At 53.8% G+C, this 18,530-nt stretch carries 18 protein-coding genes and 1 pseudogene; 7 read left to right on the top strand and 12 right to left on the bottom strand.

The features are described 5' to 3' along the window. Window positions 1-3: 3 nt before the first annotated feature. The 6 genes from rlmA to mgrB all read right to left on the bottom strand — a co-directional run bounded on the left by rlmA (window position 4) and on the right by mgrB (window position 4,312). A complete protein-coding gene (rlmA, locus tag ABLU86_RS03975) occupies window positions 4-798 on the bottom strand; it encodes a 23S rRNA (guanine(745)-N(1))-methyltransferase (RefSeq protein WP_032714814.1) in 795 nt (264 codons plus the stop codon). 61 nt (window positions 799-859) lie between these two features. After that, window positions 860-2,605 carry a peptidoglycan glycosyltransferase FtsI gene (gene ftsI, locus ABLU86_RS03970; RefSeq protein ID WP_020078474.1) on the bottom strand — a complete coding sequence of 582 codons (1,746 nt, stop codon included), beginning with the start codon at window positions 2,603-2,605 and terminating at the stop codon, window positions 860-862. Between the two features lie 190 nt (window positions 2,606-2,795). Further along, window positions 2,796-3,005 (bottom strand): transcription antiterminator/RNA stability regulator CspE, encoded by a 210-nt coding sequence (gene cspE, locus ABLU86_RS03965; protein ID WP_001062678.1) that lies wholly within the window; start codon window positions 3,003-3,005, stop codon window positions 2,796-2,798. Window positions 3,006-3,045: 40 nt separating this feature from the next. Further along, entirely contained in the window at window positions 3,046-3,162 is a 117-nt protein-coding gene (locus ABLU86_RS03960; protein ID WP_071530300.1) for a DUF2627 domain-containing protein, read from the bottom strand. A 641-nt stretch (window positions 3,163-3,803) separates the two neighbouring features. Further along, window positions 3,804-4,094 carry a YebO family protein gene (locus tag ABLU86_RS03955; RefSeq protein ID WP_015366033.1) on the bottom strand — a complete coding sequence of 97 codons (291 nt, stop codon included), beginning with the start codon at window positions 4,092-4,094 and terminating at the stop codon, window positions 3,804-3,806. Window positions 4,095-4,168: 74 nt separating this feature from the next. Further along, on the bottom strand, window positions 4,169-4,312 hold the full coding sequence (gene mgrB / locus ABLU86_RS03950; RefSeq protein WP_015366032.1) for a PhoP/PhoQ regulator MgrB: 144 nt from the start codon (window positions 4,310-4,312) through the stop codon (window positions 4,169-4,171). A 159-nt stretch (window positions 4,313-4,471) separates the two neighbouring features. On the opposite strand from mgrB, the gene ABLU86_RS03945 reads away from it, so the two are divergent. Then, window positions 4,472-4,711, top strand: a complete 240-nt coding sequence (locus tag ABLU86_RS03945; protein WP_015705933.1) for a YobH family protein — start codon at window positions 4,472-4,474, stop codon at window positions 4,709-4,711. 51 nt (window positions 4,712-4,762) lie between these two features. Here the strand turns inward: ABLU86_RS03945 and kdgR are convergent, their stop codons facing one another. Then, the gene (gene kdgR / locus ABLU86_RS03940) at window positions 4,763-5,554 is read right to left on the bottom strand and encodes a DNA-binding transcriptional regulator KdgR (RefSeq protein WP_015366030.1); all 792 of its coding nucleotides are present in this window, start codon (window positions 5,552-5,554) and stop codon (window positions 4,763-4,765) included. A 177-nt stretch (window positions 5,555-5,731) separates the two neighbouring features. On the opposite strand from kdgR, the gene ABLU86_RS03935 reads away from it, so the two are divergent. Continuing rightward, complete coding sequence (locus tag ABLU86_RS03935; protein WP_032714816.1) at window positions 5,732-7,102, top strand: MFS transporter; 1,371 nt, start codon at window positions 5,732-5,734, stop codon at window positions 7,100-7,102. A gap of 70 nt (window positions 7,103-7,172) precedes the next feature. On the opposite strand, the gene htpX is transcribed toward ABLU86_RS03935, so the two are convergent. The 4 genes and pseudogenes from htpX to ABLU86_RS03915 all read right to left on the bottom strand — a co-directional run bounded on the left by htpX (window position 7,173) and on the right by ABLU86_RS03915 (window position 11,639). Further along, window positions 7,173-8,057, bottom strand: a complete 885-nt coding sequence (htpX, locus tag ABLU86_RS03930) for a protease HtpX (protein WP_015366028.1) — start codon at window positions 8,055-8,057, stop codon at window positions 7,173-7,175. A gap of 235 nt (window positions 8,058-8,292) precedes the next feature. After that, the gene (gene prc, locus ABLU86_RS03925; RefSeq protein WP_348795942.1) at window positions 8,293-10,341 is read right to left on the bottom strand and encodes a carboxy terminal-processing peptidase; all 2,049 of its coding nucleotides are present in this window, start codon (window positions 10,339-10,341) and stop codon (window positions 8,293-8,295) included. A 19-nt stretch (window positions 10,342-10,360) separates the two neighbouring features. Further along, on the bottom strand, window positions 10,361-11,044 hold the full coding sequence (gene proQ, locus ABLU86_RS03920; RefSeq protein WP_015366026.1) for an RNA chaperone ProQ: 684 nt from the start codon (window positions 11,042-11,044) through the stop codon (window positions 10,361-10,363). 81 nt (window positions 11,045-11,125) lie between these two features. Then, window positions 11,126-11,639, bottom strand: a pseudogene (locus ABLU86_RS03915) (GAF domain-containing protein). A gap of 133 nt (window positions 11,640-11,772) precedes the next feature. Here ABLU86_RS03915 and yebS point away from each other — a divergent pair. The 5 genes from yebS (at window position 11,773) to ABLU86_RS03890 (ending at window position 17,824) form a co-directional block, all read left to right on the top strand. After that, window positions 11,773-13,056: a membrane integrity lipid transport subunit YebS gene (gene yebS / locus ABLU86_RS03910; protein ID WP_015705937.1), complete on the top strand. Its 1,284-nt coding sequence runs from the start codon at window positions 11,773-11,775 to the stop codon at window positions 13,054-13,056. Next, window positions 13,025-15,658, top strand: a complete 2,634-nt coding sequence (locus ABLU86_RS03905; protein ID WP_015366023.1) for a PqiB family protein — start codon at window positions 13,025-13,027, stop codon at window positions 15,656-15,658. Before yebS ends, ABLU86_RS03905 begins: the two co-directional genes overlap by 32 nt. Window positions 15,659-15,745: 87 nt before the next feature. Next, window positions 15,746-17,179 (top strand): 16S rRNA (cytosine(1407)-C(5))-methyltransferase RsmF, encoded by a 1,434-nt coding sequence (rsmF, locus tag ABLU86_RS03900; protein ID WP_348795941.1) that lies wholly within the window; start codon window positions 15,746-15,748, stop codon window positions 17,177-17,179. Window positions 17,180-17,291: 112 nt separating this feature from the next. Continuing rightward, on the top strand, window positions 17,292-17,531 hold the full coding sequence (locus tag ABLU86_RS03895; protein ID WP_015705939.1) for a YebV family protein: 240 nt from the start codon (window positions 17,292-17,294) through the stop codon (window positions 17,529-17,531). 101 nt (window positions 17,532-17,632) lie between these two features. Beyond that, entirely contained in the window at window positions 17,633-17,824 is a 192-nt protein-coding gene (locus ABLU86_RS03890; protein ID WP_015366020.1) for a YebW family protein, read from the top strand. On the opposite strand, the gene pphA is transcribed toward ABLU86_RS03890, so the two are convergent. Next, window positions 17,821-18,477: a protein-serine/threonine phosphatase gene (gene pphA / locus ABLU86_RS03885; RefSeq protein WP_015366019.1), complete on the bottom strand. Its 657-nt coding sequence runs from the start codon at window positions 18,475-18,477 to the stop codon at window positions 17,821-17,823. The genes ABLU86_RS03890 and pphA overlap by 4 nt on opposite strands. Window positions 18,478-18,530: the final 53 nt, after the last annotated feature.

Raw genomic sequence — 18,530 nt, 5'->3', positions numbered from 1 at the left:
CCCTTACGCCTCGCGCTGCCAGCAGTGAATCATGAAATCGGTCTGGCAGCCAAAGGTCTCCTGCTGGCGCAGTAATTCTCGTACCTCCGGTTTCGCTCGCCAGGCAAACGGCGTCATCTGCAGTAACGCTTCCGCCTGCTTGCCGCTCAACTGCATCGGATAGGCTAACTGCTGCTCATGACGCAGCGTAAAGCCCGGCATCGCTTCCCGGTTCAGTTCATGCAAACGAACTTCATCGTAGATCAGCCCTTTCAGCTCCATCAGATGGCGCGGTCCCGGCGTAGCGGTAATCACCCAACCGCCGCCTTTCACTACACGCGCTAATTCGTCCGCGTTACAGGGCGCATAAATACGCACCACCGCGTCCAGAGACCGATCGGCAAAAGGCAACCGTTGGCTGGAAGCAACGCAGAATTCGACCTGCGGGTAACGTTTAGCGGCGGCGCGGATCGCCGATTTTGAGACGTCGAGGCCGAAACTGCGTGCGGCAATGGCGGCGAAAGCATGCGTGTAGTATCCCTCTCCGCAGCCGATATCCAGCAACTCGCCCGGCGCGAAAGCCCGCAGATAGCTGCAAATCGCCTCACGCAACGGCTGATAATATCCGCCATCGAGGAAGGCGCGGCGCGCCTGCATCATCTCGGCGCTATCGCCCGGATCGCGCGAACGTTTGAACTGCACCGGCAGTAAATTGACATACCCTTCCTTTGCCAGATCGAACTGGTGCCGCTGCGGGCAAATATAGCTATTTTCGCTGCGGCTAAGCGGCGCGTGGCATAGTGGACAGGTATAAGACATGATAACTCCGGTGGCGCTGAAAGGGCGAAAGTGTAGCGCTATTCGCCCTCGCAGACCACTGTTACAGCGCGGGAACCGAATCCTCGCGGTTATGCATGACGATAAGATTCTCAGAGCCCTGCGGCATACCGTCGGGCATTACGTTTTCCAGACGCAACACATCGCCCATGATCTGGCTGAACACCGGCGCGGATACCGCCCCGCCATAGTATTTACCGTTGCTGGGGTCGTTTATCACCACCACCAGCGCAAACTTCGGCTGACTGGCCGGCGCCACGCCGGCGGTGTAGGCGACGTATTTATCGATGTATTTCCCGTCGGGGCCAATTTTCTTCGCCGTGCCGGTTTTCACCGCGATACGATAATCGCGTACCGCCGCTTTCGTCCCGCCCCCACCCGGCAGCGCCACGCTCTCCATCATATGTTCCACTTCATGCACGATCTCCTGCGGCATAACTCGCGTACCGATAACCGGCGGATCGATACGGGTTATCGACAGTGGGCGTTCAATGCCGTAGCCGCCGATCGTCGCATAGACATGCGCCAGCTGCAGCGGGGTTACCATCAGTCCATAGCCAAAGGCGAAGGTGGCGCGATCCAGCTCACCCCAATAACGGCGATGCGGCATTAACCCGGAGCTTTCGCCGGTCAAGCCAAGCCCGGTCGGGTCGCCAAAGCCAAAGGCCTTATAAGTGTCGATCAAGTGTTGCACCGGCATTGCCAGTGAGAGGTGCGAAACCCCGGTATCGCTCGATTTCTGCAAAATACCGGTGAGCGTCAACTCAGGATAATAACCCACATCGCGAATGCGATGACCATCAAGGGTAAAGGGATGGGTATCAACCACGCTATCCGGCTGCACAATCCCCTGCTGCAGCGCGGTCATAATCACCAGCGGTTTGACCGTTGAACCCGGCTCAAAGGTATCGCTGATAGCGCGATTTCGAAAATCATCGAGCTGGGCGCTGTCGCGGTTATTAGGGTTGAAGTCCGGGTAACTGGCCATCGACAGGATTTCGCCGGTATCAATCTTGATTAATACCGCCGCGCCGGATTCCGCCTTATTCCACCGTACGGCATTATCCAACGCATCTTCCGTCACCGTCTGCAGGCGCTCGTCAATACTGAGCTGCAGGTTATGCGCCGGCACAGCGGCCTGCTCGGTAATATTCTCAATCACGTGGCCATGGCGGTCCTTACGCACCAGCCGACGCCCCGGCGTTCCCATGAGCTGTTTGTTAAAGCTTTTTTCAACCCCCTCGATCCCCTGATTATCCACGTTGGTAAAACCCAGCAGGTTCGCCGCGACGTGCCCGGCGGGATAGAAGCGGCGTGATTCATCGCGCAGATAAACGCCCGGCAGGTGTAATTTATCGATCCACTCCGCCTGTTCCGGATTAACCTGACGCGCGAGATAGAGGAATCGGGCATGCGGATGTGACTGCACCCGATGAGAGAGGTCAATAAGATCAATATGCAACGCTTCCGCCATTGCCTGCCAGCGCGGGCCATAGCCGACGCCGCCCTTCTCCAGCATGGTCTGTGGATCTATCCAGATTGCGCTTACCGGCACGCTCACCGCCAGCGGGCGTCCTTCACGATCGCTGATAGTTCCGCGCATTACGGCAATGGGTTCTTCGCGCAGCGAACGCATATCCTCTTGTTTAACCAGATTATCCGGAGAGACGATTTGCAGCCAACCTACCCTCGCCAGCAGAAATCCAAGACATCCCAAAATCGCCACACACAGCAACCCAAAACGGATAGGGAGAAAATTTGTGGCGGACTTACTTTTATTCTTTTGCACCGTAGCTCCAGCATTATTTTGCAACCACCTGATTTAACAGAAAATTGGCAAAACAGACTGCTAAACAGTGCTAATAAGGGTGATGTTTTGCAACAAAGCGCGTCGGAGGGGAAATATTGGAAATACTTTGCAACAGATGCTAAAAAGCCCCGCTATAGCGAGGCTTTCTTACAAGATGAGTGGTCTTGAATCAGATAGCAGTTACGTTAACTGCAGCCGGACCTTTCTGGCCGTCCTGAATTTCGAACTCAACGTTCTGGCCTTCAGCCAGAGTTTTGAAGCCGTTACCCTGGATTGCAGAGAAGTGTACGAACACGTCTTTGCTGCCATCAGCCGGAGTAATGAAGCCAAAACCTTTAGACTCGTTGAACCACTTAACTTGACCTTTAATCTTTGCCATTTGCAAAATTCCTTAAACTGTTTTCTTCACCCGCAGGTGCTTACATAGATAAAACTGACACATAACTGCATGAGGCACTAATATAAGGTTCGGCAGAGAAGCGGTATTCAACGACAACGTGTTTACTCAGGACTTCTTTACTGAAAATGCCACACATAAACAGAACTGTACCTCGTTTAACCCGAAACGTGTTATCACACACAACGTAAATAATGGCAAGCCATTTTTAAACGTGTCACGATCGTTCGCACAAATTATCAGGAAATCATTTGATCGCCTGCACATTTATGCGTCTTTGCCGCGCCTGGCTTATCTTTGCATCGTTACCAAACACACAATAACGTATGCCTGATAAATGCAACTTTTTTACCATAGCTCAACAACTTCTGTTCGTCCAGGTACGTACGTATACGAACTGCCATATTTGAGGGGGTGTTGCGGCATCATCTGCATAATGATGCGCAAATAACTTTAAAGAACAAGAGGAAATCGCCTTAACTCGCCGCGTAGTAGTGTTAATTAAACCCCTAACTCGTTACAGCCCAAATATCCGCTAAAATAGCCCTTAATAATGAAATATTAATGACAAAGTATTGCCGTCAGGCAATAGAAACGTTTCGTTATTACTTTTTTTGATTAGCTCAAAAGATTATTCAATATGTGAAACAGAGCGTGGATGTTTAATTCATTAAACGGTAACGACCGGCCGCGAAATGGGGAATTACATAAGAATAAGTTATAGCAAAATTTTGTAGCACTCACAGGCGCGCACGCGATGTGCACACCTGTTCTTCAAACTTAACGTTCGGCAACGAGACGAATGAAATCGTCGTCGTTTTTCTCCTTCTCATCCGCTGAAGGTTCAGCAACCTCTTCTTTGTGCGGCGCATTGGCTTCACAGAGACGGCGCAGCAGCGCATTTTGCCGCTTTTGTTGATCCAGCAGCGACTGCAGCAGTTCGATTTGCTCATTGCTACGTGAACTGGCGCGATTCACAAAGAACCATAACAGCAGCCCCACCAACAGCAGTACAACGGAAAGCGCCAGAGACGCCAGACTTACAATCCCAGGATTCAGTAACTCACTCATTTCACCACCTCAAAGAGAAGGCGTTCATTCTACCACCCGCGCGGCAGAAGAAAATCCGTCGGCACAAAAATGTCTTACCAGGGGATGAACTTGTTAATAGCGCAAATACCGCTGAAAAATTGCACATCCTGATCGCACATTACGTTAAGCATCTGAGTCCACAGCAGCAAACAACCCGCTATGACAACGATCAGCAAAACCCAGCGTAATTTTTTCACTCCACACTCCGTACCATAATCAGATGTTGCCAGGATAACACGACCTTCTTAAACCGCGGCTAACTGTAATACGAAAGGCAAGTTTAGGAATCATAGACTTGTATCAAATAGTGTTCGTGCCAGAATACACGGCAGGATCATACAAATAACGAGGCAAAAATGCGATTGATCATTCGCTCTATTGTCATACTGGCGATTGTCTGGATTGGCGTATTATTAAGCGGTTATGGCGTGTTAATTGGCAGCAATCAGAATGCTGGCGGGCTGGGACTGCAATGCAAATACCTGACAGCGCAGGGTATCACCACCGCACAATATGTTCATTCTGATAGCGGTATTATCGGTATTACCAACTGCCCTATTCTGCGCAAAAGCGTGAAGGTTATCGACCAGGGTTAAAATGACAGGAGCTACAGGGTAAGGTATTACGCTGTAGCTCATCATTCACTATCAGAACGGGTAACGGTTATAACCCATCTGCTCGGAAATCTTACGCGCCGCAGCGTGCAACATCGCCACATATTCGTGCAAACGTTCTTCAGAGAAACGCAGCGTCGGGAAGGAGATACTCAGGCCGGCAATCACCACGCCGAAGCGATCGAAGACCGGCACCGCAATACAGCGTAATCCTTCTTCCTGCTCCTCATTGTCTTCGCCATAGCCCTGCTCGCGCACCTGGTCCAGCACTTTCAATAGCGCGCTGGTATCAGTAATGGTTCGCTCGGTGCTACGTTTGTACTCGACACCGTCCATGATTTGCTCGACTTCAGCCCGGTCGCGCCACGCCAGCAGCACTTTGCCAATGGCGGTGCTGTACAGCGGATTACGTCGGCCGATACGCGAATACATCCGCAGGTTGTACATGGAATCAATTTTGTGGATGTAAACGATGCTGTCTTCATCCAGCGCGCCGAGGTGAATCGTCTCTTTGGTCAGGCGAGAAATTTCACGCATCTGGATATCCGCGCTGCGGATCAGGTCAACGTTCTGCAACGCCCGCGCGCCAAGCTCGAACAACTTCAACGTTAAAGAATATTTCTCAGACTCGCCTTCCTGTGCGACATAGCCCAGTGACTTCATAGTCTGTAAAAAACGATACACCGTGCTTTTAGACATCATCACACGCTGTGACAATTCGGTGATACCAATCTCACGCTCTTCGCCCAAAGCCTGCAGGATGCCAAAAACTTTTAATACTGAAGAGACAGAATCTGGCTGTTTATCCATATCAGCAGCTGCCATTGTTCACCTCATCGTAACTGTTTTATAAAATTCAGAACTGTTTTTTATTATAAATTCACATTATGACCGTCGCAATCGTTGTTCTGCGAGTTGGTTACAAATCTGCGACTTATGGTTGAATAATCAATGCTAAAATCATTAATCAGAAAATAGTTTCCTCTAAGACTTAAACTTCACATGGAAAAAAAACTTTTGGATGGCCTGCCGGTTCCGCAACGTTACGGCGCCATTCTGACGATTGTATTAGGCCTGACGATGGCCGTCCTCGACGGCGCTATCGCCAACGTCGCCCTGCCGACTATCGCCACCGACCTGAATGCCTCGCCGGCATCTTCAATCTGGATAGTCAACGCCTATCAAATCGCTATCGTCATCGCCCTGCTGCCACTCTCGTTTCTTGGCGATATGGTTGGCTATCGACGAATCTATAAAATTGGTCTGGTAGTGTTTACCATCACCTCGCTGATTTGCGCTCTCTCCCGAAGTCTCGAGATGTTAACGCTGGCGCGTGTGGCCCAGGGCCTGGGCGGCGCGGCGCTGATGAGCGTCAACACGGCGCTGATTCGCCTTATCTATCCTAAGAGGCAGCTAGGTCGCGGAATGGGCATCAACTCTTTCGTCGTTGCCGTCTCCTCCGCCGCGGGGCCTACCATTGCCGCCGCTATCCTCTCGCTTGCTTCCTGGCAATGGCTGTTTTTAATCAACGTACCGCTGGGGATTATTTCCATCTTCCTCGCCATCCGCTTTTTACCGCCCAACAGCAGCGCCAGCAAGATTACCCGTTTCGATCTGCCGAGCGCGATGATGAACGCCCTCACCTTCGGGCTGCTCATCACGGCGCTCGGCGGCTTTGCCCAGGGGCAATCCGGTTACCTGGTATTGGCCGAGGTCATTGCTATGCTGATTATCGGCTTCTTCTTTGTTCGCCGGCAGTTGCGCATGCCGGTCCCACTGCTGCCGGTTGATTTACTGCGCATTCCAATCTTTTCGCTCTCTATCTGCACCTCGATCTGCTCTTTTTGCGCGCAGATGCTGGCGATGGTTTCCCTGCCCTTTTTCCTGCAAACCGTTATCGGACGCAGCGAAGTAGAGACCGGGTTACTGTTAACGCCGTGGCCGTTGGCGACCATGGTGATGGCCCCTCTGGCGGGTTATTTGATCGAAAAGGTTCATGCCGGGCTGTTGGGGGCAATGGGACTGCTGATCATGGCCTGCGGCCTGTTTGGCCTTGCGCTATTACCCTCTTCACCTTCCGATCTCGATATTATCTGGCGGATGGCGTTGTGCGGCGCAGGTTTCGGACTGTTTCAGTCGCCAAACAACCATACCATTGTCTCCTCTGCGCCAGGCCATCGCAGCGGCGGCGCCAGCGGTATGCTGGGTACCGCACGCTTACTGGGGCAAAGTAGCGGCGCCGCGCTGGTCGCCCTGCTGTTTAACCTGGCAGGCAATAGCGGCACCCACACCGCGCTTCTGCTGGCCGGTTCCCTGGCGGTCATTGCCGCCGCCATCAGCGGTCTACGTGTAACTCAACCGCGCGCCGCCTGATAACGAGCGGCCAAAAAAAATCCGCAGCCGGAAAGCTGCGGATTTTTATTTTCAGCGTCTGCACGGCAGATTATTTCAGGTATTCTCCGCTACGCAGCGCTTCAATACGTTTGTCCAACGGCGGGTGGGTCATGAACAGTTCGCTCATCGATTTCGCTTTACCGTTGATACAGAACGCCATCATGCTGCTGGCTTCCTGCGGTTCATAGCTGGTTTTCAAACGCTGCAATGCAGCAATCATTTTCTCACGACCGACCAGTTTGGCGGAACCTGCATCGGCATGGAATTCACGATAGCGCGAGAACCACATGGTGATGATGCTGGCGAGAATACCGAATACCAGTTCCAGTACGGTAGCGACCGCAAAGTAGATAAGCGGGTTACCGTTGCTGCTTTCACCTTCATCTTCACGGTTACCGCCGAGGAAACCGGCCGCAATCTGCGCGATAACGCGGGAAATAAAGATAACAAAGGTGTTCACTACACCCTGAATCAGCGTCATGGTGACCATGTCGCCATTAGCAATATGGCTGATTTCGTGAGCGATAACGGCTTCCGCTTCGTCACGGCTCATATTCTGCAGCAGACCGGTACTCACGGCGACCAGAGAAGCGTCGCGGCGCGCGCCGGTGGCGAAGGCGTTGATGTCAGGGGCGTGATAAATCGCCACCTGCGGCATGGCGATGCCTGCCTGCTGCGCCTGCTGTGCGACGGTGTTCATCAACCAACGCTCAGTTTCGTTACGCGGCTGTTCGATAACTTCCCCACCAACCGACTTCAGCGCCATCCATTTCGACATCAACAGCGAAACGATCGAGCCGCCAAAACCAAACAGCAGCGCCATGATCAGCAGGCCGGTCATGCTGCTCGACTGGATCCCCGTCAGGCTAAGCACCAGGCCAAACACCACCATGACTGCCAGGTTAGTCAGCAGGAAAAGCGCGATTCGCATCATAATATTCTTTTTACCTCGATTTAACAAAACGCACTATGCGATACCCCATATCGTATGGGTCAGATGCTAATTTTCAACGATCAGACCCCGCTAAGTCACGAGAAAGACACAACTTTACATTTTGTAGCATATCGCTGACACCCCAGGCGAGTGTTGACAATTTTGTTGAATAAAGTCGACAGCCGGATGAGGACAGAAAAAGAAACGGGCACAATCACTTGTGCCCGTTGAGGAGTTATTTGCTAACCGGTGGTTCTACCGGAGGCTGCGCTTTTTCCTGTTGCGCCAGGTCAATCGCGATATGCACGGTTTCATCAAGATACGGATCCGGTTCCTGATAATCCTTCGGCAGATCGTCTATCTTTTTGAGAAGCGGCCTGCCTTCGCGCTTAAGGCGATCGTTTACCCGCGCCAGACGAATCGCATCATCTTCTTCATTCTCTTTCTCACGCTGCGCGTAGTTCAGAGAAACGATATTGCGCTTATCTTTCATGGCGTTAAAGCGCGCAATATCCTTCATGATGTACTGGAATTCCGGATCTTTTGCGATACGGTCTTCATGGCGCTTAAGCAGTTCAGGTTCGAACGGTTTCATATCCCCGGACTTCACGTAGGTCGCCGGATCGATGCTATCCCACGGCAGCGCGTTATCTTCATACTGCTCGCCGGTATCGCGATCTTCTTTACCGGTTGGCATCATGATGTCCGGAGTAACCCCTTTACGCTGAGTGCTGCCGCCGTTAATGCGGTAGAACTTCTGGATGGTGTACTGCACGGAACCTAATGCCGGCCATTCCGGGCGCAGCATCTGATCGTAGATACGGTTCAGCGAACGATACTGCTGAACGGTGCCTTTACCGAAGGTCTGCTCGCCGACAATCAGCGCACGGCCATAGTCCTGCATCGCGGCAGCAAAAATTTCCGATGCTGAAGCGCTGAAGCGATCGACTAAGACCACCAGCGGGCCTTTATAGTAAACCACACCGTCGGTATCGCTATCTTCGCGGACCTTACCGTTGTTATCACGCACCTGTACTACCGGGCCGGATGGGATAAACAGACCAGAAAGCGAAACAGCCTCCGTCAGCGCCCCACCGCCGTTACTGCGCAAATCGATGACGATACTGCTGACGTTCTGTTTTTCCAGCTTCTGCAGTTGTACTTTGACATCATCAGTCAGGCCAACGTAGAAACCCGGGATATCCAGCACGCCGACTTTTTCTTTACCGACGGTTTTGACCGACATCTTAACCGCGCGATCTTCAAGACGAATACGTTCGCGGGTCAGAGTAACAATACGGGTTTTCGCCCCTTTGCCCGCTGGCAGAACCTCCAGGCGAACTTTACTGCCCTTCGGCCCTTTGATCAGCGCGACAACATCGTCCAGCCGCCAGCCGATAACATCAACCATGCTCTTACCCGGCTGACCAACGCCGACGATACGGTCGCCAACGCTAATCGCTTTGCTCTTCGCCGCCGGGCCGCCGGCAACCAGTGAATTGATCACCGTGTAGTCGTCGTCCATCTGCAGCACCGCGCCAATACCTTCCAGAGACAAGCTCATTTCAGTATTAAACTGTTCGGTGTTACGCGGGGAGAGATAGTTGGTATGCGGGTCGATTTCGCGGGCGAAAGCGGTCATCGCCAGCGAGAAGACGTCTTCGCTGTTGGTTTGGGCCAGGCGACGAATCGCAAACTTATAACGCCGGGTCAGGGTTTCACGAATTTCTTTATCGTCTTTACCCGCTAGCTTCAGGCTCAGTTCATCGAACTTCACCTTGGCGTCCCACAACGCGTTAAGCTCGGCTTCATCCTTCGGCCACGGCGCCTTGCTGCGGTCGAGGTTGAAGTTGTCGTTGCCGGTAAAATTCATCGGACGATCCAGTACCTTCAGGGCGTACTGGTAACGCTCAAAGCGACGCTTCTGCGCGAGGTTGTACAGGTCGTAGAAAACGTCCAGTTTGCCGCTGCGCAGTTCATCGCCGATTTTATTTTTTTGCGCCGCAAACTGAGAAACATCGCTGGCCAACAGCACGTTATGGCTGTAATCCAGCAGATTCAGATAGCGGTCGAAAATCTTTGCCGAAAAGGCGTTGTCGAGATCAAACTGCCGATAATGGGAGCGGGTAAAGCGCGAGGTAACGCGCTCGCTCACCGTCGCGTGCTGCGGCTCTTCTTTCAGCACGGGAATTTGATCGACTCGGGTGATATCGTCCACGGCGAAGGCATGGCCTGCTATTGCTAGCAGGCCCGCAAGCGCGGTGAGCTTAAAAAGTTTGTTCATGCCTGGCCCGGCCTCCGTTTCAGAACACCAGGTGTTCTGCGCGTACAATCATTGACATACCAGAAGTCAGCTGTACACGAACGCCATCTTTGGTGATTTCCACAACGGTGGCGTCCATTGCGTTGTTGCCTGCTTTCACCTTCAGAGCCTGACCGACGCTCAATACAGAGACGTCAGACACTGGGGTAAGACGTTGCTCTTCACGCGGTGCTTTGGCAGCTGCAGGACGCGGCTTACGCTGTTCACTACCTTCTTTACGGCGAGCCTGCGGCTGAGGACGCGGTTTACGCTCGCGGCGTGCACCTTCTTCCTGCTGGCCTGCCGCGGCAGCGGCTTCGCGCTTTTTAGCCTGCTGGCTGGCGCGCTGCGCCTGAACGCGAGCTTTGGCTTCTTCGAGCTGCTGACGGGCGTGAGCAACGTGTTGCTCTTCCAGTTCACCGCACGGGTTGCCGTCGAGATCGACGCGAATCGCTCCCGCTTTCACGCCGTACAGATAACGCCAGCTCGAAGTATAAAGACGTAAGGCAGCGCGCAGTTGGGTTTTGCTGAGATTCATCTCACCGCCAACTCGCTCTACAAGATCCTGAAAAATACCGATTTTCAGGGGGCGCGCTTCGCCTTCAGCGCTGAAACACTGAGGAAAACGTTCGGCCAGAAACGCGATTACTTCTTTACTGCTATTCAACTTAGGTTGATTTTCCATGAAATTTCCTGATTACAACGGACGTAGCCAACAAGCCGCAGGCATGAACAGGCGTCATTATAATGACGTCATCGCTAAATGCTACGTTATCCGTTGATTATCCTGCGACGTGGGCAAAGATTTTTTGATAATCGGTCGCCGCAATCAGCGTTTCGAGGCGCGAGACCAGCTCTGCAAGCCCCTGTTCGTCTTCTGCGGTGAAGCGGGAATACGCCGTGCTATCGATATCCAGTACGCCGATAATCTGATTATTCACCTGCAACGGAAAGACGATTTCCGAATTGCTGGCGGCGTCACAGGCGATATGGCCATCAAACGCATGGACATCTTCCACGCGCTGGACGCGGTTCTGCGCCACGGCGGAACCGCACACGCCGCGGCCGACCGGAATACGTACACAGGCCAGCTTACCCTGGAACGGCCCCAGCACCAGCGTATCGCCTTCCAGGAGATAAAAACCGGCCCAGTTGACCTCTTCCAGGCGTTCAAACAGTAACGCGCTGGTATTTGAGATCATTGCCAAAAAACTGGTTTCGCCTGCCATAAGCGCCTGAAAATCGCGGTTCAGATCCGCGTAGAATTCTGTTTTGTTCATTTTTTAATCACTTAGTTGTCTTACTATCTCATCTGCAGATGCCTACTAAAATAAGCATTAAATGCCTTCGGGCTCAAGATGAATTCATTCCTGGGTTAATATAGTGGGATACATTCATTCCCGAACGTAATAAATGCTGATAAAAACACCCTCAATCACGCCGACGAAGAAGATTACCGTTCATTCGGTCAGTTCGCCAACGCCGCATGCGCACTATCAGCGCTGTACGCAGTGCGACATGCTGTTCCGCATACCGGTTGTGAAAAGAAATCAATGCGCCTGGTGTCCGCGGTGCAACGCGAAGGTACGCGACGGCCGCGATTGGTCCCTTTCCCGGCTCGCCAGTATGGCGTTTACAATGATGTTGCTGATGCCGTTCGCCTGGAGCGAGCCGCTACTGCGTTTGCATCTGCTCGGCGTGCGTATTGACGCCAACGTCCTGCAGGGGATCTGGCAGATGACCAACCAGGGCGATCCCATTACCGCCGCGATGGTGCTCTTCTGCGCGGTGGTTGCGCCCGTCCTGCTGGTGGTCTCCATCGCCTACCTTTGGCTTGGCAACGTGCTGGGGATGAACCTACGTCCGGTGCTGCTGATGCTCGGCAAACTGAAAGAGTGGGTGATGCTGGATATTTATCTGGTCGGTATCGGCGTCGCCTCCATTAAGGTCCAGGACTATGCTTTCCTGCAGCCCGGCATCGGCCTGATCGCCTTTATCGCGCTGACCCTACTCAGCATCCTGACGCTCATCCACATGAACGTTGAAGAGTTGTGGGAGCGTTTTTATCCCGAACGACCGGCCATGCGCTACGACACCAATCTTCAGGTTTGCACCGGCTGTCACTATACCGGTTATCGCGACTCCCGCGGCCGCTGCCGCCGGTGCCATACCTCACTGCATCATCGCCGGCCGCAAAGCCTGCAGCGCAGTTGGGCGGCCTTGATTGCGTCGCTGGTTTTCCTGCTGCCGGCCAACCTGCTGCCGATTTCGATTATCTACGTCAATGGCGCGCGCCAGGAAGATACGATTCTTTCGGGGATCATTTCACTTGCCAACAGCAACATCGCAATCGCCGGCGTAGTGTTCATCGCCAGTATTTTGGTACCATTCACCAAAGTTATAGTGTTATTTACCCTGCTGGTCAGCATACAATTCAAGTGCGAACAGGGGCTACGTACGCGTATCCTGCTGCTGCGGCTGATTACCTGGATCGGCCGCTGGTCGATGTTGGATCTGTTTGTTATCTCATTAACCATGTCGTTGATAAACCGCGATCAGCTCCTGGCCTTTACCATGGGGCCGGCGGCGGTCTATTTCGGCGGCGCGGTGATTTTAACTATCCTTGCAGTTGAATGGCTGGACAGCCGCTTACTTTGGGACGCTCATGAGTCAGGAAACGCCCGCTTCGCCGACTGAAGCCAAAATAAAAACCAAACGCCGTATCTCGCCATTCTGGCTGTTGCCGGTTATCGCGCTGATGATTGCCGGATGGCTCATCTGGACCAGCTTTGAAGGTCGGGGAACGACGATTACCATCGATTTCCAGTCCGCAAACGGGATTGTTCCGGGACGTACCCCTATCCGCTATCAAGGGGTAGAGGTTGGTACGGTACAGGATATCTCTTTGAGTAAGGACCTCAGCAAGATTGAAGTTTCCGCCAGCGTGAAGAGCGATATGAAAGACGCGCTGCGCAAAGATACCCAGTTCTGGCTGGTGACGCCAAAAGCCTCTCTGGCCGGCGTTTCCGGGCTGGATGCGCTGGTCGGCGGTAACTATATCGGTATGATGCCGGGCAAAGGCGAACCGGAAGATCATTTCGTCGCCCTGGATACTCAGCCGAAATACCGCATCAACAACGGCGAACTGATGATTCATCTGCAGGCGCCGGATCTTGGTTCGCTGAACAGCGGATCGCTGGTCTATTTCCGTAAAATCCCGGTTGGCCGGGTGTATGACTACACGCTCAACGCCAACAATCAGGGGGTGACGATTGATGTATTAATCGAACGTCGCTTCACCAATCTGGTGAAAAAAGGCAGCCGGTTCTGGAACGTCTCCGGGATTAAAGCCGACGTCAGCCTGAGCGGCGCCAAAGTCCAGTTGGAAAACCTCTCAGCGTTAGTTAACGGCGCCATCGCCTTTGACTCGCCTGACGACTCCAAAGCGGCGGCGCAAAACGACGAGTACAATCTGTACGAAGATCTGGCGCACAGCCAGCGCGGGGTGCTGGTGACGTTGGAGCTACCCGACGGCGATGGGTTGAAAGCAGGTTCTACGCCGCTGATGTACCAGGGGCTGGAGGTGGGTCAGTTAACCAAACTCAATCTCAATCCCGGCGGTAAAGTTACCGGTGAGATGACCGTCGACCCGAGCGTGGTCACCCTGCTTCGGGATAAAACGCTGATTCAAATGAAGAAGCCGAAAATCTCACTGGATAACCCAAGCGTTAGCGCCCTACTCACCGGCAATACTTTTGAACTGGTCCCTGGTGACGGCGAGCCGCGCAATCACTTTATGGTGATGCCAGCCGATAAAGCGCTACTGGAAGAGCCGAACGTCGCCACCGTTACTTTATCGGCGCCGGAAAGCTATGGCGTTTCCGCCGGCCAGCCGCTGATGCTGCACGGCGTTAAAGTCGGCCAGGTACTGGAACGCAAGCTAACCGCAGAGGGTGTCACTTTCCAGGTCGCCATTGCGCCGGAGTATCGCAATCTGGTACGCGGCGATAGCAAATTTGTCGTCAACAGCCGCCTTGATGTGAAAGTTGGGCTGGATGGCGTGCAGGTGCTTGGCGCCAGCGCCAGCGAATGGGTCGATGGCGGGATCCGCATCATCCCCGGCGAAAAAGGGGAAATGCAGAGTCGCTATCCGCTGTATGCCAACCTGGAAAAAGCGCAGGAAAATAGCCTCAGTGAAATCCCGACCACCACGCTGAGCCTTTCCGCGGAAACGCTGCCCGATGTGCAGGCAGGCTCCGTGGTGTTGTATCGCAAATTCGCCGTCGGCGAGATCATCTCGGTGAAACCTCGTAGCAATGCTTTCGATATCGATCTGCATATCAAACCGGAATATCGCCACCTGCTGACCAATAACAGCGTCTTCTGGGCCGAAGGCGGCGCGAAGGTAAAACTCGACGGTAATGGGCTAACCGTGCAGGCGTCGCCACTGGCGCGCGCGCTGAAAGGCGCGATCAGCTTTGATAACCTCAACGGCAGCAGCGCCAACGCGCGCTTGAACAATAAGCGTGTCCTGTACGCCTCCGAAACCGCCGCCCGCGCGGTGGGTGGCCAGATCACGCTGCACGCTTTCGATGCCGGTAAAATGGCGGCGGGCATGCCGATTCGCTACCTCGGTATCGACATCGGCCAGATCCAGTCGCTGGAGTTGATTACGGCAAAAAATGAAGTTCAGGCGAAAGCGGTGCTTTATCCGGAATATGTCGGCACCTTTGCCCGTGCCGGTACCCGCTTCTCGGTGATTACGCCGCAGATCTCTGCCGCCGGCGTTGAACATCTGGACACGATCTTCCAGTCATATATCAACGTTGAACCTGGACGTGGTTCGCCGCGCCGCGACTTCGAGATTCAGGACACCACCATCACCGATTCGCGCTACATCGACGGCCTGAGTATTATCGTCGAAGTGCCGGAAGCCGGTTCGCTTGATATTGGTACGCCGGTGCTGTTCCGCGGCCTGGAAGTGGGTACCGTGACCGGGCTGACGCTGGGCTCGATGTCCGACCGCGTAATGGTTAAGCTGCGTATCAGTAAGCGCTACCAGTACTTAGTGCGCAATAACTCGGTGTTCTGGCTGGCTTCCGGCTATAGCCTCGACTTCGGCCTGATTGGCGGAGTGGTGAAGACGGGTACCTTTAACCAGTTTATCCGCGGCGGTATCGCCTTTGCCACCCCGCCGGGAACGCCACTGGCGCCAAAAGCGCAGGATGGCAAACACTTCCTGCTGCTGGAAAGCGAGCCGAAAGAGTGGCGCGATTGGGGAACGGCACTGCCTAATTAATTCCCAATGCCTCATAAACGCCCCGGTGTCCCGCGCCGGGGCGTTTATGATAAACTGCGCACCCTTTTTTCTTGTGGTGCGCTGCTCGTGGCTCAAAACGCTGTCTATCTTCCGGAACCCTTCCTCGCTCAAATGCGTGCGGCTATGCCAACGCATCTCTCTTTCGATGACTTTATCGCCGCCTGCCAGCGTCCGCTGCGCCGCAGCATTCGCGTCAATACGTTGAAGATAACGGTCGCGGATTTTCTGCAACTGGTCGCCCCTTACGGCTGGCAGTTAACGCCGGTTCCGTGGTGTGCCGAGGGTTTCTGGATCGAGCGTGATGATGACGATGTGCTACCGCTGGGCAGCACCGCCGAGCATCTGAGCGGACTATTTTATATTCAGGAAGCGAGCTCGATGCTGCCGGTGGCGGCGCTGTTCGCCGATGGTGAAATGCCCGAGCGAGTGATGGACGTCGCCGCTGCGCCGGGTTCCAAGACCACACAGATAGCCGCCCGGATGGGCAACCACGGAGCGATCCTGGCCAACGAATTTTCTGCCAGCCGGGTGAAAGTGCTGCACGCCAATATCAGCCGCTGCGGCATTAATAACGTTGCCCTCACCCACTTCGACGGGCGCGTCTTCGGCGCCGCGCTGCCCGAATGCTTTGATGCCATTTTGCTCGACGCCCCCTGCTCGGGCGAAGGAGTAGTGCGTAAAGATCCCGACGCGCTGAAAAACTGGTCGCCGGAAAGTAATCAGGAGATTGCCGCCACCCAACGTGAGCTCATTGACAGCGCCTTTCATGCTCTGCGTCCTGGCGGCACCCTCGTCTACTCCACCTGTACGCTGAACCGTGAAGAAAACGAGGAAGTGGTTAACTGGCTGCTGCAAACCTACCCGCAGGCGGTTGAAGTCCTGACGCTGGATTCACTCTTCCCGCAGGCTCGCGAAGCGCTCACCGACGAAGGTTTCCTGCACGTATTCCCGCAGATTTTTGATTGTGAGGGTTTTTTCGTTGCCCGCCTGCGTAAAACCGCCTCTATCGATCCGCTGCCTGCGCCTGGCTATAAAGTAGGCAAGTTCCCCTTCGCACCGATGAAGGGCCGGGAAGCCGCCGCTGTCGCCGCCGCCGCTAATGCTGTTGGCCTGCAATGGCCAGAGCATCTTCGTTTATGGCAACGCGATAAAGAAATCTGGCTGTTCCCGCAAGAACTGGAAGTGTTAATCGGCAGGGTTCGTTTTTCTCGCATTGGGATTCGTCTCGCTGAAACACATAACAAAGGCTACCGCTGGCAACATGAAGCGGTGATCTCACTGGCCACGCCAGAGGCTCCTTTTGAGCTCACCTTAACGGAAGCGGAGGAGTGGTACCGTGGACGCGATGTCTATCCCGAAGCGCCGCCGCAGCAGGACGATGTCATCGTCACTTTCCAGGGAATGCCATTAGGGCTCGCTAAACGCATAGGGTCACGTCTGAAAAATAGTTATCCCCGCGAACTGGTGCGCGACGGCAAACTCTTCGCCGGAAAGTCGTGATCGCGCGCTAAAAAGCGCACTTTTTGACTGGCGATTTACTCCCCGTTGTCTACGCTGAAAAATGACGGCCTAACTGGTCGTACCACAACTCAGCAGACAAACGGGGTGAATGATGAGTAAAACTAACGTACGAATCGGCGCGTTTGAAATCGACGACGCCGAGCTGCACGGCGAATCACAGGGTGAGCGAACGTTAAGCATTCCTTGTAAATCCGATCCTGACTTATGCATGCAACTGGACGCCTGGGATGCCGAGACCAGCGTTCCCGCCATTCTCAATGGCGAACATTCTGTACTCTACCGTAAACATTACGATCGCCAATCCGATGCCTGGGTCATGCGCCTTGCCTGACTCAAATGAACCCGTCGCCTGAGACGGGTTATTTATATCCCTCCCCCGCTGCGCTAACTTCCCCTACACTTACCTTATGTTTATTCGCTTATGAGGGCTGGATGTTCGCCTTAGTATTATTCATTTGCTATCTGGACGGCGGGTGCGAAGACATCGTGGTTGATGTTTACAATAGCGAGCGACAATGCCTCGTCGCGATGGACGATCAGCGAATTCGCCAGGGCGGCTGTTTCCCGGTAGAAGATTTTATCGACGGCTTCTGGCGTCCAGCGACGGAATATAGCGACTTTTAAACAGCCGACTGCAGTTGCACCAGCGTTAACTCGCCGCCAAATACCGCGCCGGTATCAATGTAATGTTGGTTATCGCTATCGTAACGATGTTTAAGCGGCGTATGGCCAAACCAAAAGTGATCGGCCCCGGCGATCTCACCGTGCCGCCCCGCCAGATGATCGGTCAAACGCTGGCGGCTCCAGAGTACCTGATGCTCCGCCACGGGCAACTGCCAACGGTAGACGCTGGCTGGATAGTCGGCATGGGCAATCACGTGGGTGGTATCATCCTGGCAGCGCAGTTCAATGATTAGCGGCAATTCCAGACAGCGGATAAACAACAAATCAGCCAACCGTTTCTGTTCTTGTGAGGCCGTTTGATACCAGTCGCCACCGTTCAACGTCCACAGCGCCATCTCCCCGCTCGCCCGCGCATCAAGCGCCATCTGCTCATGGTTACCACGCACCGCTCTGAACCACCGGTAACCGAGCAGACCCAGGCATTCCACGCTTTGCGGCCCACGGTCAATCAAATCACCAACAGAAATAAGAAGATCCTGCCAGGGGTCAAATTTTAGCTGGCGCAGGTGAGACATTAATAAAGCAAAACAACCATGTAGATCGCCCACCAGCCAAATATTACGCCAGGTGCTACCTGCCAATCGCTGATACATATTTCACCCCCTCAGCTAATTATACAAAATATTACTGAAGGCGAGGTCGTTAA

Origin of the sequence: Klebsiella sp. JN_Kp121 (genome assembly GCF_040062145.1) — a bacterium.
Classification (GTDB): Bacteria; Pseudomonadota; Gammaproteobacteria; order Enterobacterales; family Enterobacteriaceae; genus Klebsiella; species Klebsiella aerogenes.
Note: the sequence above shows the minus strand (reverse complement) of the source record. Positions and strands in the feature narration are given on the sequence as shown.